Annotated in this window: 15 protein-coding genes; 3 read left to right on the top strand and 12 right to left on the bottom strand. The window is 73.4% G+C overall.

Features of this window, described 5'->3' with window-relative positions:
• The first annotated feature begins 50 nt into the window (after positions 1-50).
• Positions 51-1,502 (top strand): serine hydrolase domain-containing protein, encoded by a 1,452-nt coding sequence (locus K7472_RS22275; protein ID WP_222980296.1) that lies wholly within the window; start codon positions 51-53, stop codon positions 1,500-1,502.
• Here K7472_RS22275 and K7472_RS22270 read toward each other — a convergent pair.
• Complete coding sequence (locus K7472_RS22270; RefSeq protein WP_308014030.1) at positions 1,466-1,789, bottom strand: acyl-CoA dehydrogenase; 324 nt, start codon at positions 1,787-1,789, stop codon at positions 1,466-1,468. The two genes, K7472_RS22275 and K7472_RS22270, sit on opposite strands and share 37 nt — an antisense overlap.
• 23 nt (positions 1,790-1,812) lie before the next feature.
• Here K7472_RS22270 and K7472_RS22265 point away from each other — a divergent pair, with 23 nt between their 5' ends.
• Positions 1,813-2,340 (top strand): MFS transporter, encoded by a 528-nt coding sequence (locus tag K7472_RS22265; protein WP_222980295.1) that lies wholly within the window; start codon positions 1,813-1,815, stop codon positions 2,338-2,340.
• A 216-nt stretch (positions 2,341-2,556) separates the two neighbouring features.
• On the opposite strand, the gene K7472_RS22260 is transcribed toward K7472_RS22265, so the two are convergent.
• Both K7472_RS22260 and K7472_RS22255 read right to left on the bottom strand, forming a co-directional pair.
• Positions 2,557-3,399, bottom strand: a complete 843-nt coding sequence (locus K7472_RS22260) for a shikimate dehydrogenase (protein WP_222980294.1) — start codon at positions 3,397-3,399, stop codon at positions 2,557-2,559.
• A gap of 33 nt (positions 3,400-3,432) precedes the next feature.
• A complete protein-coding gene (locus K7472_RS22255; protein WP_222980293.1) occupies positions 3,433-4,170 on the bottom strand; it encodes a coenzyme F420-0:L-glutamate ligase in 738 nt (245 codons plus the stop codon).
• A gap of 45 nt (positions 4,171-4,215) precedes the next feature.
• On the opposite strand from K7472_RS22255, the gene K7472_RS22250 reads away from it, so the two are divergent.
• On the top strand, positions 4,216-5,145 hold the full coding sequence (locus K7472_RS22250) for a phosphotransferase (RefSeq protein WP_222980292.1): 930 nt from the start codon (positions 4,216-4,218) through the stop codon (positions 5,143-5,145).
• 24 nt (positions 5,146-5,169) lie between these two features.
• Here the strand turns inward: K7472_RS22250 and K7472_RS22245 are convergent, their stop codons facing one another.
• The 9 genes from K7472_RS22245 to K7472_RS22205 form a co-directional block, all read right to left on the bottom strand.
• Positions 5,170-6,369, bottom strand: a complete 1,200-nt coding sequence (locus K7472_RS22245) for a methionine adenosyltransferase (RefSeq protein ID WP_222980291.1) — start codon at positions 6,367-6,369, stop codon at positions 5,170-5,172.
• 84 nt (positions 6,370-6,453) lie between these two features.
• Positions 6,454-7,554 (bottom strand): glycosyltransferase, encoded by a 1,101-nt coding sequence (locus K7472_RS22240; protein WP_222980290.1) that lies wholly within the window; start codon positions 7,552-7,554, stop codon positions 6,454-6,456.
• On the bottom strand, positions 7,551-8,519 hold the full coding sequence (locus tag K7472_RS22235; RefSeq protein WP_222980289.1) for a hypothetical protein: 969 nt from the start codon (positions 8,517-8,519) through the stop codon (positions 7,551-7,553). The genes K7472_RS22240 and K7472_RS22235 overlap by 4 nt, the downstream gene beginning before the upstream one ends.
• A complete protein-coding gene (locus K7472_RS22230) occupies positions 8,516-9,577 on the bottom strand; it encodes a Gfo/Idh/MocA family protein (RefSeq protein WP_222980288.1) in 1,062 nt (353 codons plus the stop codon). Before K7472_RS22230 ends, K7472_RS22235 begins: the two co-directional genes overlap by 4 nt.
• A gap of 20 nt (positions 9,578-9,597) precedes the next feature.
• Entirely contained in the window at positions 9,598-10,605 is a 1,008-nt protein-coding gene (locus K7472_RS22225; RefSeq protein WP_222980287.1) for a cyclase family protein, read from the bottom strand.
• Positions 10,602-11,462, bottom strand: coding sequence for a sugar phosphate isomerase/epimerase family protein (locus tag K7472_RS22220; protein WP_222980286.1), 861 nt, complete (start codon positions 11,460-11,462; stop codon positions 10,602-10,604). Before K7472_RS22220 ends, K7472_RS22225 begins: the two co-directional genes overlap by 4 nt.
• Entirely contained in the window at positions 11,459-12,661 is a 1,203-nt protein-coding gene (locus tag K7472_RS22215; RefSeq protein ID WP_222980285.1) for a nucleotidyltransferase family protein, read from the bottom strand. Before K7472_RS22215 ends, K7472_RS22220 begins: the two co-directional genes overlap by 4 nt.
• Positions 12,658-13,599 (bottom strand): GNAT family N-acetyltransferase, encoded by a 942-nt coding sequence (locus tag K7472_RS22210; RefSeq protein WP_222980284.1) that lies wholly within the window; start codon positions 13,597-13,599, stop codon positions 12,658-12,660. Before K7472_RS22210 ends, K7472_RS22215 begins: the two co-directional genes overlap by 4 nt.
• Positions 13,596-14,840: a M16 family metallopeptidase gene (locus tag K7472_RS22205; RefSeq protein WP_222980283.1), complete on the bottom strand. Its 1,245-nt coding sequence runs from the start codon at positions 14,838-14,840 to the stop codon at positions 13,596-13,598. Before K7472_RS22205 ends, K7472_RS22210 begins: the two co-directional genes overlap by 4 nt.
• Positions 14,841-14,911 lie beyond the last annotated feature (71 nt).

The raw sequence follows: 14,911 nt of genomic DNA, 5'->3' as shown, positions 1-14,911 counted from the left end.
AGGGTACGGCGTACCGAAGAACGGGGGCCGTGCGATCGCGAGGAGGAGCCATGCCGGAAACCGTGAGCTGGGACGCCAGGGGGAATTGGCAGGCGAAGGGCCGCTGGGGGACGCGCGACTCGGCGGGCCATGCCTTCTACCTCGATCACTGGCAGGCCAGGCTCGACCGGCTGCGCGACACCTACCAAGTTCCCGGTGCCTCCGTGGCGGTCCTGGTGGACGGCGACGTCCACGAGTTCGCCAGCGGACTCCTGCACCGCGGCACCGGCGTCGAGGCGACCACCGACTCCATCTTCCAGCTGGGCTCGCTCGCCAAGGTCTACACCGCGTCACTCGTCATGCAACTGGCCGACGAGGGCCGGATCGACCTGGACGCGCCTGTCAAGGACGTGCTGCCGGACTTCGTGGTCGGGGATCCGCTCGCCACGGAGACGATCACGCCACGGCAGCTTCTGTCCCACCGCAGCGGCCTCACCTGTGACTTCACCTTCGACTCCGGGCGCGGTGACGACTGCCTCGCCCGGTACGTGGAGGCCGCCCGGCATGTCGGCCTGGATTGCCCGCCCGGCACGGCCGTCTCGTACAGCAGCCTCGGGTACAACGTCCTGGGCCGGGTGGTGGAGGTGCTGACCGGGCAGACCTGGGACGACGCGCTCAAGGAACGGCTGCTGACGCCGCTCGGGCTCACCGGGACGATGACGCTGCCGGAGGAGGCGCTCGCCCACCGGGTGGCGATGGGCCACCTCGGCGAACTCGGCCACGACCCCGACCCGGCGCCCGCCTGGGATCTCATGCCGCGCTCGGCGGGTCCCTACGGCAGGGTGCTGGCCACCGCGGGCGACGTCGCCCGGTTCGCGCGGATGCACCTCGCGGACGGCACGGCGCCGGACGGAACGCGGCTGCTGGGCGCCGCGAGCGTGGCGGCGATGCGGCACCGGGAGGCCGACGTCCCGGACAAGTGGACCGTGAGCGCGGACGGTTGGGGCCTGGGCTGGACGCTCTACGACTGGTCCGGCACCCCGGGGTTCGGCCATGACGGCGCCTCCATCGGGCAGTACGGCTTCCTGCGCGTGGTGCCGCGGGCCGGCGTCGCCCTCGTGCTGCTGACCAACGGCGGTGACGCCCGCCGTCTGTACGAGGAGCTGTTCGGCGAACTGCTGGACGAGCTGGCCGGAGTGCGGATGCCCGAGCCCTTCGGGCCGCCCGAGCAGCCGCCGGCCGTGGACGTGGCGCCGCTCGTCGGCACCTATCTGCGCGAGGGCGTGCGCATCACCGTCACCGACCGCGACGGCACCGCCCACCTGGTGTACGAGTTCGTCGACGGGATGAAGGACTTCTCCCCTCCGCTGGAGATGGACCTGGCGCCGGTGTCGGAGAAGGTGTTCGCCGGTCCGGGCTCCGGCGCGTACAGCGCCGACTGGATGCCGGTCGTCTTCGCCACGCTCTCCGATGGGACCGACTGCGTCTACATCGGCATGCGGGCGGCGCCGAAGACGGCGTGAGGGCGGCGCCGAAGACCGCGTGAGGGCGAAGTCCCCCGCGCAGGCCGACGGGCGGTCGCGCGGGGGACTTGACCATCCGGCGTCAGGTGGCCCTCGGCGAGGAGGTCACCGGTGTGCTCACTCAGCTCGCGGAGCAGGAACAGCAGGCAGAGCCTGTCCAGCAGGAAATGGGCCTTGGAGCCGCTCGCCCGGGCGACCGCGGCCAAGAACGCGTCCGCAGCCCGCAGGCGGGTGTGGGCGGAGACCATCTCCAGCGCGGAGGCGCAGGCACCGTTCCAGCGGCCCACCGGATCGCCGGAGGGGCCCTCGCGTGCTGTCCACCCTGACGAAGCACAGCGGCTGGGGCGTACTGGCCGGCGCGATGGGCCTGATGGGCGCGGGCAGCGGTCTGGCGATGCCCGTGGCGATGGCGGCCATGATGGGCGCCATCCCCGAGGAGCACGCCGGAGTCGGCTCCGCGCTCAACGACACCATCCAGCAGGCGGGCGCCGCGCTCGGCGTGGCCGTCCTGGGCGCTGTCCTGTCCAGCACCTTCACCTCGCACATGCCCCGGACGGCGTCCGCGGCGGCCCGGCACTCGGTCAGCGACGCGCTCGCCACGGCCGGTCGCACCGGTGACAAGACGCTGGTCACCGCTGCCCACAACGCCTTCACCCACGCCATGTCCGTCAGCTTCCTGATCGGTGCGGCGGGCGTCGTGGGGGCCGCGGTCCTCGCGCTCTTCCTGATGCGCGGCGGCGCGGACGGCGCGGCGGCGACCGGGCAGGAGACCGCTGACGGCCAGACCGGTGGCGGGGACCAGGACGAGAGCGCCATGGCACGGTTCGCCGAGGCGTGACCATCGACCCGGAGGAACGGCGCTGTCAGCCTCGTGCCTCCGCTGCCAGGGTCCCCCGCCCTGGAGCAGGACCGCTCACACCGGGCCCTTCCCGTGGCCCGCGTGTGAGCGGTCCTCGCGTTGTCCCGCCCGCCGGACGCGCCCCCGGCCACGGGACGAGCAGCACGGTGCGGCGCATCCCGGACGGTTGGGCCGGCGGCGTGCTGTGCCTGCGCGCTATGTCTGCCGCAGCGCCGACCCCATCGCCGTCAGTGCGGCATCGCGCATCGCTCCGATCGGCGCTTCGGGGCAGCCCGTCTGGAGGACGACCTGGCGTGCGGCCTGGTGGATGAGCATGGGGAGGCCCGGGACCACCGCGCTGCCCGAGCGGGTCGCCGCCCTCGCCAAGGGGGTCGGCCAGGGGCGGTAGACGACGTCCATCAGGGCGCCCGCGGTCGTGGGCCACGCTTGCGCCAACCGGTCCGCCGCGGCGGGCGGGACGGCGGAGACCACCAGGGCCGCGGACAGGCCCTCGTGGGCCCGCGTCCACGGCCTGACCTCGGCCGCCACACTCAACCGCCGGGCCGCGGCCATGAGCGGGCCCGACCGGGCCGGGTCGCGTGCGAACACGGTCACCTCCTCGCAGCCCAGCGCGTGCGCCGCCGCGAGGGCGGTGCAGGCCGTGGCGCCCGCGCCGAGCACGGTGACCGAGGCGGGCCGGGTGACCCCGGCCTCGCGCAACGCGGTCACCATGCCGTGCACATCGGTGTTCTCGCCGATCAGCCGTCCGTCCCGCACCACCACCGTGTTCGCGCAACCGGTCCGCACCACGAGGTCGGACACCTCGTCCAGGAGCGGGACCGCCGTCCGCTTGAGCGGCATGGTCAGGGACAGTCCCGCCCAGCCGTCGTCCAACGAGCCGAGGAACGACGGCAGTTCGACCACGCCGCAGTCCACCGCGCCGTAACGCCAGGGGAGTCCGAGCGCGGCATAGGCGGCGCGGTGCAAGGCCGGCGAGAGAGCCTGGCCGATCGGCCGCCCCAGCACGGCCAGTCGCTTCACACTGGGCCCTTTCGACATGAGCTCCCCTCATTCCCCCTGACCAGGCCGCCCTCAGTGGTGCAGCATGGACGAGACGCCGGAGTCGTCGCGCGCGTAGACGACGCCGCGCAGCACGGCCACCGGGGCTCCCCGGCCGCGCTGGCCGAGCAGGATCCCGGCCGCGCCCGCCAGCAGGTCGGTGAAGGTCTCCTCCTGCCGCTTGGTCCTGCCTCCGGGCTCGGTGTGCTCGGTCACCCGCAGCGGCGCGATCCCTGCCGCGCCGATGGAGATCACGGTCGCGCCGCGGCGGTCCGGCCGTCCGTCGGAGTCGGCGATGACCACGGCGACCCGGGCACCGGTCGCCGTCGCCAGCGCGTCCCGCAGTGCGCGGGCGGACGCGTCGGGGTCAACGGGCAGCAGCCAGGCCCCTGTTGTCCCCTCGCGGTCGATCCCGGCGGAGGTCAGCTGGTGGCCCAGCTTGTGGCGGGCGATGATGGGGCCGCGTTCGGTGGCCAGATAGTGGTCGGTCGACTCGTCGAGGATGAGTTGCACGATCTCGGCCGGTTTGCCGGTGCGCGCGGACAGTTCGAGGGCCTGCTCGCCGGGCGTCACCGTGGCGAGGTCCACGTGGCGTCGCTCCGCCATCGAGACGACCTTGGACGCCACGACGACGACGTCCCCGTCGGCCAGGGCGACGCCCTGCGCGTCCAGGACGCCCGTGATGGCCTCTACGAGGTCGTCGCCCGGGGCGATCCGCGGGAAGGGTTCGAGGGTGAAGGCGGAGAATGCCGTGGTCGGCGCTGCGCTCATGAGAGGTCTTTTCCCTGGGGGATCTGGGGCCTTGGGACGGCCGGTGTGACGGGGGTCGATATCCGTGTCATGGCAATGCCGTGCCCGTCGTGCTTTCCGGGCGATAGGCTCGGCCGCGTGATCAGTGAATTGTCTGCCTGGTGTCGATCGACCTTTCCGGATATGCGGGTGACCGCATCCCACGACCGTCCCGACGGGACGACCGCGGTGTGCGAACTGGCGGGTGACGACGGACGGCACTGGTTCGCCAAACGGCACGCCGCTCCGCAGGCGTACCGCCGCGAGGTGACCGCCTACCGCGACTGGGTCCCCGCGCTCGCCGGAAGCGCGCCTGGCCTGGTCATGGCTGACGATACGTCGCTCACCCTCGTCGTGACGGCGGTGCCCGGCACCCCGGCGGACGCCACGCCGCTGACCGTACGGGACGAGCGCGCGACGCACCGGCGGGCGGGGGCACTGCTGCGGGCATTCCATCAGGCGGCGCCCCCCGCCGTCACGACCGACTTCGCCGAAGTGATCCGCGAGCGCTACGAGAAGTGGCGACCGCGTGCCGAACGAATTCTCCGCACCGAGGAGTTGCGATTCGTCGAGAAAGCGGTCCACGCGCTCGCGGATCATCCGGAAGCGGAACTGGCACCGTGTCACCGCGACTATACGGCACGCAATTGGCTGATCGACGGCGACCGGGTCTACGTCATCGATTTCGAGCATTCCCGTACGGACGCGCGGATCTGGGATTTCCTCAGGCTGTGCCACCAGGTGTGGCCGCACCGCCCCGACCTGCGGGAGGAGTTCATGGCCGGGTACGGGCGCGACTTCACCGAGGCGGAACGCGCGCAACTGGAACTGTGCGGTGTCCACCACGCGATGACCACGATCGTCTGGGCCCGCGAAGTCGGGGACACCGACTTCGAACGGGTGGGCCGTGACGTACTGACCCGCTTGCGGGCCGAGGCCCGCGACCCAGGAAATTGACACGACGTCGGCGAAGCTCGTGCCTCAGCGCCTGAACCGCTGCACCAGCAGATCGCCCGGCACCTGGAAGGCCGCCATCCGCTCCTGCACGAAGTCGGTCAACTCCCGGTCGCCGGGCCCTTCTCCGGGGGCCAGCTCGATCCACACGTTGCGCGGCGGCAGCAGGGGGAAGCCGTTGGGGCTGGTCAGCCACACGCTGCAGGCGACGCCGAAGCGCTCGTGCACGTCGTCGGCGAGCTGCTGGGCGAGATGGCCGTACACCTTGCCGGTGTGGTACGCGGGGTTCTTGCCGAACGGGCTCTCCATCGACCGCGGGCGCAGCGGGTTGATCAGGCCGTTCAGCGCGTTGCCGCGGCCGACGACGCCCTCCTCGCCGCACTCGATGCAACTGCCCAGCGCCAGCATGTACTCCCGGTACCCCTCGCCCGAAGTCGTCGGGTTGACCCGCGTCCGCACGTCGAGCCGTCCGTCGGCGAGGGTGTCGGCGATGCCCTGCAGCTCGGACTCCAGATGGCGGATGCGTTCCTGGTACGCGTCGTGCGACGCCACCGAGTCCGACAGCAGCGGCACGCACGCGGTGACGTCCAACGTGCGGCCCTCGCGCCAGCCGAAGACCTTCACGTCCTGACCGACGTCGGAGAAGCGCGGCCGGGGGGTGTCGCCGGACCAGTCCCACAACGCGTACTCCAGCTCCCGCACGACGTGTTCCGTGGGGCTCGCCGGTGCGTGGGCGACGCACAGCGCGGTGTCGCTGGCACGCGGGTCCTTGGCGTCGGGCACGTCGTCCAGGCTCTTGGGGGTGAACCAGTCGGGCCGGTTGGTGTGCTGGGTGGCGTTGGGCTCGATGACGATGCTCTCGCCGACACGGTAGTGGGGTGCGAACACCGACAGGTAGCGCTCGGCCGCCTCGGCCTGGATCCGCTCGATCCCCAGGTCCTCCCCGGCGAACGACGCGCTCATGCGGCCGTTGATGCGCACCACGGCGGGCTTGAGCAGCTCGTGGGCGCCGTACCGCCGGGTGATGTGACCGGCGCCGATGTAGACCTTGTCCACGTTGTGGTGGAGCACGGCGCCGGGCGCGCCGTCGAGGCAGGCCCGGCTGAACGCCAGGGACACGGCTTCCGCGATGCCGTCGGCGAGTGTGTCCGGATGCCCGAAGCCCTTGCGCTCCACCGTCTCGACGGGGAGGTCCTGCACCGGGGTCATGGTCCTGGAGATGTGCATGGCAGTCCTTGTCTCACGCAGTGTGTCGGTGTATCGCACGGGGTGTTCGGTCGGGGCGGGACGGCCGCCCCGGGAGGTCGCCGGTCAGCCGGTGCGGACCGGAAGCAGGAGCCGCCGGACGCGTTCGGCCTGGTCGACCAGGGCTTGTTCGGCCTGGCCCAGGCCCTCGCGGTCGGCGGCCAGCCAGAAGCTCGTCGCACGGACCGCGAACAGCGGGGCGAGCGCCCGGGCCCCCTCGGCCGGACGAGCGGCCCCCTCGCGGGCGGCGCGCAACTCCCGTGCGAGCGCCGGAGCCCAGGCGTCCGCCGCCCACCCGGGCAGTGCGGGATCGTCCCACCCCGGCACCGCCGTGCCGGAGGCGGTGAGCGTCTCGCGGGCGCGGTCGAACAGGGCCCGGGACTCGCGCCGATGGGTCCACTCGCCACGCCACAGCCGTACGGGCCCGGGGGTGGTCAGTGGCGCGGCGCTGCCGGGGAAGCGCACCGATCCGGCGAGCCGCAGCGCGCTCTCCGCCACCTGGCCGAAGACCTCCTCCAGGTGGAAGAAGCTCGGCTTGTGGCGTTTGACGCCCGGGTCGACCAGGCCGATCCGCCCGGCGTCGCGCAGCATCTCGAAGGTCAACGCGATGTCCACGCCGAAGTGCAGCGTGCTGCCGGTCCACTCGACGCGTTCCGGCGCGACCGCGCGCAGGTCGATGCCGAACTCGCCGCCGATCGGCTGCGGAACGAGCCGGCCGGTGCACGCGTACACCACCGGCACCGCGAGGTGGTTGGTCGCGCTGGCCTCGTAGACGCTGCGCGGATACGACGGCAGCACGGCCCCGGCCCGCCCCGACAGCAGCGGCTCGGCGAACCGGGCCACCCACCGCGGGGTGATCGCGGTGAGGTCGGTGTCGAAGCTCAACGCGTACCGCGCGTCCAGCTCCCGGCACACCGCGAAGAACTCGCGCAACGCACTGCCCTTGCCGCGCGCGGCGGTTCGCTGCACCGTCGGCACCGGCAGCCGCAGCGCGGCGAACCGCTCGACGGTGCGGTCCGGGCTGCCGCAGTCCACGTGCACCAGCGTCACGCGGGCCCGGTCGCCCAGCCCTCGCAGCCCCTCGGCCACCGCGGTCGCCACCGCGCCGATCGTGGCCTCTTCGCCGTACGAGGGCAGGCACACGGCGATCAACGGCGGTGTGCTCATCGGACGGCCTCCGCGATGTGCGCGGCCACCGCGGCGGCGGGGCCGGAGACGTAGTGGATGCCCAGCTCGGTGGCGAGGTGCTCGATCACCCGGACCCGGTGCAGGTAGAAGCTCTCGGTGTCCAGGCTCGGCAGGTAGCCGAGCGGACGGCGGGCCCGCCCGTGCAGGACGTGGGTGGCGGTGCCGCGGACGTAGCGGGCGGCGTTCTCGTGCAGGTGCAGCAGTGTGGCCGCGTCGTCGACCGCCTCGACGCGCAGCCCGTCCTGCGACTCGTCCACGTGCACCGAGAACACGTGGTCCAGCGGACGCGGGCCCTCGGCGACACAGATGCCCGCATCGGCCGGGTCGACCATCCACTTGGTGCGCCACGAGTCCAGCCCGGTCCGGGCGGGGGCCGGGAGGTCCAGGGCGCGCATCGACCGGCTGACCGACGCCTGGCGCAGGAACAGGAACCGCGTCCCGGCCGCGATCTCGTAGCGCGGGCCCGGGCCGCCGATCACGCTGAGGTCGTTGCCGATCAGCTCGGCGCCCCGCGCGAGGCACAGGTGGGTGAGGACGCTGGTCTTGCCCGCGCCCTCCTTGCCCAGCAGCAGGACCCCGGACCGGCCGAGCGCCGCCGAGGCGGAGTGCAGGGTGAAGTAGCCGTGCCGCTGGCGGTCCCGTTCCATCAGGACCGCGGCGACATAGCCGATCTCGGCGCCGCCCGCGGTGTCCTGCCACGGCAGGCGCACGCGCACCCCGCCGTCCTCCCAGCACAGCCCGGCCGGACCAGCGTCCTCGTACCAGCAGGTCAGCACCTCGGGACCGGCCGCGTCGCGCTCGGCGTCCGGCAGCACCCGCAGTCCCGGGCTCCACGGCGCGGCCGGGGTCGCCGCGGGGTCGAACGGGCGCGCCGACACCAGGCGGCACAGGCCGTGGGCGGACTCCAGCAGAACGACGCCGGGTTCGGCGCTCACCGCGGTCACGCGGCCAGTTCCTTCCCGGCTGCCAGCCGCACCGGGGCCCCGCCCTCGGCCGCCGACCGCTCGGCGGCCTCCAGGACCCGCGCCGTCTCGATCGCGTGCCGCGCGCCGGTGCGCGGCGTCTCACCGGTGCGGCAGCACCGTGCGAAGTGCTCCACCTCGGCCTGGAGCGGCTCCCGGTAGCGCACGCCGCCGTCGGCCAACTCGCAGCCCTCGTAGAGCAGTTGGCGCAGCGCGTCCTGGTCGGCCGCCGCGGGTCCGCAGTCGAGCGCGAGGTGGTCGCCGCCGGACCGGTTCAGGTACTCCATCGACCACGTCTCACCCAGCACGGACAACGCACGGCGCTTGCCGGCGCTGCGCCAGGAGACCTGCACCGCGGCCGCCGCGCCGGACTCGAAGGTCAGGTCGACGCTGGTCGCGTCGTCGTGGCCGGCGGAGCCGCCGGAGCGGAAGACGTGGCTGCGGGCGGACACCTCGGCGACCGGCGAGTCCAGCAGATGCAGCAGGATCGACACGTCGTGCGGCGCCAGGTTCCACAACGCGCCGCAGTCGGCGCGCCTGCGGCTGCCCAGCCGCTCGCTGCGTACGAACACCGGTGCGTCCAGCAGGCCTTCCCGCAGGATCCGGGCGATGTTGAGCACCGGCTGCGCGTACAGGAAGGTGTGCCCGGCCATCGACACCACGCCCGCCGCGCGCGCCCGCCGTGCCACCTGCTGCGCGTCGCGTCCGCGGGTCGCGAACGGCTTCTCGACCAGCACGTGCCGCCCGGCGGTGACGACCTCCTCGGCGACCCGCGCGTGGGTGTGCGCGGGCGTGGCGACCACGACCGCCTCCACCTCGGGATCGCGCAGGGCGGCAGTCGCGTCCCGCCACACCGGGACGTCCGGGTGCGCCGCACGGGCGGCCTCGCGGCGCTCCGGGTCGGGCTCGACTATCCCGCTCAACCGCGCGTCGCCGGTGGACGACAGCACACGTGCGTGGTTGCCGCCCCAGGCGCCGTAGCCGAACAGGGCGACGCCGACCGGGCGGAAGCGCTCCGGCGGCTGTCCAACTGTCGTCATCCGCTCGTTCCTCTCGTACGTCACTTGACCGCGACCGGGTTGACGGGCGAGGCCACACCGCCGTCGAACGGCAGCGGGGGAGCGCTGAACAGGAAGGTGTAGCGCCCGTCGCGGGCGCAGTCCTCGGCCAGTTCGTCCAGCGCGAACATCTCGCCCAGCAGCAGCCCCATCGACCACACCAGCACGATGTGCAGGGGCTGCATGACCGCGGGCGTCTCGTTGGGCAGCACCTCCGCCGCCCAGGTGTCGACGGCCACCGCCGCCACACCGCGCTCGGCCAGCCAGTGGGCGCTGTCGAGGCTCAGGCCGGGCGCGGGTCCCGCCACGTAGTCCGACCACGCCCCGGCGCTCCGGTAGCGCTGGAGGTGGCCGGTCCTGATCAGCAGCGCGTCGCCTTCCTCGACCTCGCACCCCTGTGCCCGGGCGCAGGAGCGGAGTTCGTCGGCCCCGACGGACCGGCCGGGGGCGAGCGGCCGGCCGTCGTTCAGGTGCCGGGGGAGGTCCAGCAGGACGCCGCGGGTGACGACGTGCGCGGCGGCCCGGCTGATGGCGTTGCGGCGTGCGCCACGACTGCTGACCTCGGCCGCGGGGCGGTCGTTGTACATCCGGCCCTCGAACATCACATGGCTGAGCGCGTCCCAGTGCGTTCCGGCCTGCAACGGCAGGATCACCAGGCCGTCGGTGCCGCGCATGTGGCGGTCCCGGCCGTCGTAGAAGTCGTCGACCATCGCGCCGGTCACCACGTCGCCGCCGTCGCGCAGCATGAGGTGGACGGGGTTGAAGCGGCCCAACGTGCCGTTCTGCGGGCCGTCCTGGCCGAGCGGGAGCGCGAGCGAGAAGACCCTGCCGTCCAGCACGCTCGCCGCGCCCCGGCCGACCGCTCGTGCGTCGGCCAGGTTGAGCGTGCCCAACTCGTCGTCCGCGCCCCACCGGCCCCAGTTGCTGTGGGCGGCGGCCAACTCGCGCACGAGGTCGAGTTGTTCTCGTGGCGTGCCTTTTCGGGCGGCGTCGAGCCTCGTGGAGGTCACGCGGTCACGACCTTGCGCAATGCGGTGAGGGAGGCGCGCACGCCCTCCTCGTCGCCGCGCAGATGGGATTCGAGCGTGACGAACCCGTCGTAGCCCAGGTCCCGCACGCGGCGCAGGATGCCGGACCAGTCGAACGTGCCCTGCCCCACCGGCACGTAGCGTCCGTCGCGGCGGTCCTTGACGTGCAGGTCGACCGCGCGCGCCACGAGGTGCGGGGTCATCGCCGTGGGATCGACGGAACCGCCCGCGAGGTGGTGGTTGGACAGGTCGAGGGCCGCGCCGAACCCCTCACCGCGTTCACCGAGGAAGTCCTGCAACTCGGGCAGCGTCCGGATGTGGCACACGTGCTCGTTCTCCATGGCGGCCACCGTGCCCGGCGGCATCGCGCCCGGAATCCGCGCGAGCTCGGCGTACGCGGCCTCGGGCAGGCGGCCGGGAGCGGAGATGCCGTCGGGGAGGCCGGGGAGGCCAGGCAGGTCGGGGAGGTCGGGGAGGAGGAACGAGAACAGGCGCAGCACAGGCGCCCGGAGCCTGCCGGCGGTGGCGGCGAGCGCCCCCACCCGGTCGAGGTGGTCGCGCGGGTCGCGGGAGAAGCCCACGAAGTGCGGGTCGTGGTGCGGCCGGTCGGGCCCGCCGGGCAGATGGCATTTGAACAGCGGGGACAGCACACTGGAGACGCCGACGTCGTAGGTCTCCAGGAGCGCTTCCAGGCGCTCCAGGTGGGCGTCTTCGAACTCCGCCACGTTCAGGCCCCACGCGGACCTGATCGCGAAGTGCCGGATGCCGAAGTCGAGACCGAGCCTGATCGCCTCCTCGACGTCCTGGCCGACCTCATCCGTGATGAGCGCGAGCTTCATTCGCCGCTCCTCTCCTTCTCACATGCGGTGTCCTTCCGGCGCAGCGCGGCCGACACGGCCGCGGGCCGCCGCGGGTCCACCGGTTCGCTGCCGACGAGCAGGAAGTCGCCTATGGGTGTGCGCAGCACGAGTTCGTCGCCGAAGCGCTCGTACCGGGAGACCGGCCATGGGCGCACACCGAGGTCGCCGAGGGGAAGCCCGTGGAGGGGGAGCCCCGCGTCGAGACGCTGCATGACCGACAGCCCGTCGACCTCACCCGTCTCAGGCTGTTGTGCGCTGTGCCTGGTGCGCCGGTCGCGCTCCCACGCCGCGGCGTCGGCGAGTGCCGTGCGAACGCGCTCGGGCAGCAGCGCGGGCAGCCCCAGGACGTCGGCGGTGCGGTCCGTCAACTCGCCCAGTTCCGGGGCGAGTCGGTACTCGGCTGCCGTGACCACCAGGTCCGCGAGGTCGGGAGCCTCGGCCGAGGTGAGCACGAGGGCGACGTCCAGCAGGTCCTTGACCGCGAACTCCCGTTGGAACCGCTCCTCCGCGAGCGCCAGCAGGTCCGCTGCCGTCTGGTCCCCCGGCAGTCCCGCCCGCAGTGGCACGGCACTCCCGTCGCCCGCGTAGCCGAACGTGGAGACCTCGACGTTCAGGCCCCGGTCGAGCAGCGGATCGGCGGACGGCCAGTAGACGCCGACGATCAGGTGGTCCGTGCCCTGCGCCCACAGGGTGGCCAACTCCACGTGCTCCAACGGGTGTTCGCGCAGCAGCCTGCGCACCACGTCCCACAGGGCGGGCTCGTCGGGGGCCACGAGATCGAGGTCGCCGACCGGGCGCACCATGTCGGCGGGGTACCAGCGGGCCAGCGACGGGCCCTTGAGCGGCCGTACGCCGGTCCCGGTCACCGAGGCGAGGACCGCGTCGTACACGGCGGCCCGCTCCCGGGCGCGGCGCAGTTCGTCCGCCGAGCCGGAACCGAGCGGGACGCCCTCGCGGGCGAGCAGCGACAACAGCAGCGGCGGCATCGTCCACGCACGCGATCTCAGCCGTCTCAGCACCGCGCGCGGCGTCTCGTCCTCGTTGCCGCCCAGCAGCCGCAGCAGCAGGCCCGACGTCGGCCGGAACGAGCCGTCCGCACCAGCGGCGTCCGTCGAGCCGGTGCGTCGCGCGGCCGGGGTGACGGCGCCGGGGAAGGGCCCGGCGGGAGCGTCGGTCATGTCCGGCTTCCTTCGTCGCCTTGGGGCGCCGACCAGTAGCGATGGCTCGTACGCCAGCCGTGCGCCTCCAGCCCGGCGACCACCTGGGCCGACCGCGGGTCCGGCGGCAGTCCGTGCACGACGTTCCCGACCAGCGTGTGGCCCTCCCGTGTCGCCACCGACGTCGCGGCGGCCACGAGCCGGGCCGAGACGGCGCGCGCACGGTCGGAGGGCTCCACCAGGACGTCGAGCAGCTCCACGAAGCGCAGCCCGCTCACGTCGTCCACGGCCTCCGTGAGCAGCGTGGCGTGTCCGACCGGTCGCCCCTCGGACCAGGCCATCAGCGTCACCCTGTCGGGCTGGTCGAGCACCGCGCGGGCCTGGTCGAGCGCCGCGCCCTCGTCGACGGCGGAGCCGCGCGCCGTCCCGGCCGCGCGGAAGGCGCGGACGAGCCATCCCACGACCACCGGGTCGTCCGCCTCGCCCGCGGTGGCGATGGTCACGCCGTCGGTCCCGGCCTCCTGCCCGGCGGCCGCGTCGCCCTCGCCCGTCCACCGCAGGTACGTGAGGTACGGAGCCCACGGTTCGGGCATCGTCAGGCCGCCCGGGACGCGCACCACGACGCGGTCGACCGGCAGCCCGCGGTCGGCGACGAGGGCGCGTACCGTCCTGGCGAAGGCCGGGGCGTCGGCGAGCAGGCGCGGCGAGGCGTATTCGACGAGCAGTTGGCGTTCCCCGGTGAAGGGCTCCTCGGTCAGGTCGGCCACGCAGTCGCCGAGCACCGAGGCGGTCAGCAGCCCGGCGGCGCGCGCGCCGCGCAGGAACGCCTCGCTGACCGGCTCGCCCTGCGAGGCGCTTGAGGCTTGTGAAGTCCCTGAAGTCCCTGACGTCTCCGAAGTCCCTGACGTCTTCGACGTCGACGCGTTACGTGAAGTCCGTGCGGACGACGGGCTGTTCATGACGCCTCCGGGCGCACGATGACGTGGAGGCCGTCGAGCATCCGCGCTGCCGCGTCCCGCACGTCCCGCGCGGTGACCTGGTGCAGCAGTTCCAACTCCCGCTCCAGCGACCAAGGTGGGCCCTCGCCTGTGGGTGCGACGTGGGCGGCGAGTTGCAGCACCCGGTCCTGCGGCTGCTCGGCGGCGAACACCAGCGACATCCCCGCCTGGGTCCGCGCGGCGTCGAGCGCGGCCTCGCCGGGGCCGCGTCCGGCCAGCTCGGCGAGGAGTTCGCGGGCCACCTCCAGCGTGGCCGGGCCGCGTTCGGCCTCGACGCCGACGATCATGTACCAGACGCCCGACTCGGCGTAGCCGCGTTGCTGGGCGTGGAAGAGGTAGGCCAGCCCGCGTTCGTTGCGCAGCCGCTGGTAGGCGAGGGACGCCGGGCTACCGCCCATCAGCTGTGCCAGCACCTTCTCCGCCGCCCGCAGTTCGCTGTCGCGGGGCGCGGCGCGTGCGCACAGGACGAGCCAGCAGAACTCGTCCCGCGGCCATGCCGGCCGGTCGCGGCGTACGACGGGCAGCGACGGCGCCACGCGTGGCCCGTCGGGGGCGGTGCGGGCGGGCGGCAGGGCACCCAGCGGGGTGGCGCGGACGGCGGGCAGGATCTCGTCCATCGCCTGCGGTCCCACGCAGATCAGCAGGTGGCGGGAGGCGAGGAACCGCTCGGCATGCGTGTCGAGGACGTCGGCGACGGTCACCCCGGCCAGCTCCTCGGGCGTGCCGCCGACGACCCGGCCGAGCGGGTGCTCCGGGAACAGCTCGGTGTAGACCGCCTCGCGCACCGCGTCGCTCGGGTCGGCGGCGGCGGTCGCCAACTCCCGCAGCACCACTTCGCGTTCGGCGTCGAGCCGGTCCTTGGTCAGGTCGGGTGCGACCGCGGCCTCGGCCAGCCAGCCCAGCACCCGGTGGGCGTCCTCGGATCGGGTCCTGGCGTGCACCAGCAGGAAGTCCGGCCCGGTCATCGCGTTGCAGGAGCCGCCCGTCGCCTCCACCCGCTCGCTCAGGCCGGGGCCGCCGTCCACCGGGACCGACATCAGCAAGTGTTCCAGCAGGTGTGCGATGCCGCCCTTGCCGACCGGATCGTGCCGGGCGCCGAATCCGGTGCGCAGGCACCACGTCGTCGTCCGCAGCCGCGGGTCGGTGTCGCACACGACCGTGAGGCGGTCGTCGAGCTGGTGGACGGTCATCGGGGACGACATGGGCGCTCCTCGTTCTCGTGTACCGGCGGCCGTTCCCGTCGGCGCCGGCCGGCTGGGGGCCGCCGTGGAGC

This window comes from Streptantibioticus parmotrematis (genome assembly GCF_019890615.1).
Classification (GTDB): domain Bacteria; phylum Actinomycetota; class Actinomycetes; order Streptomycetales; family Streptomycetaceae; genus Streptantibioticus_D; species Streptantibioticus_D parmotrematis.
Note: the sequence above shows the minus strand (reverse complement) of the source record. Positions and strands in the feature narration are given on the sequence as shown.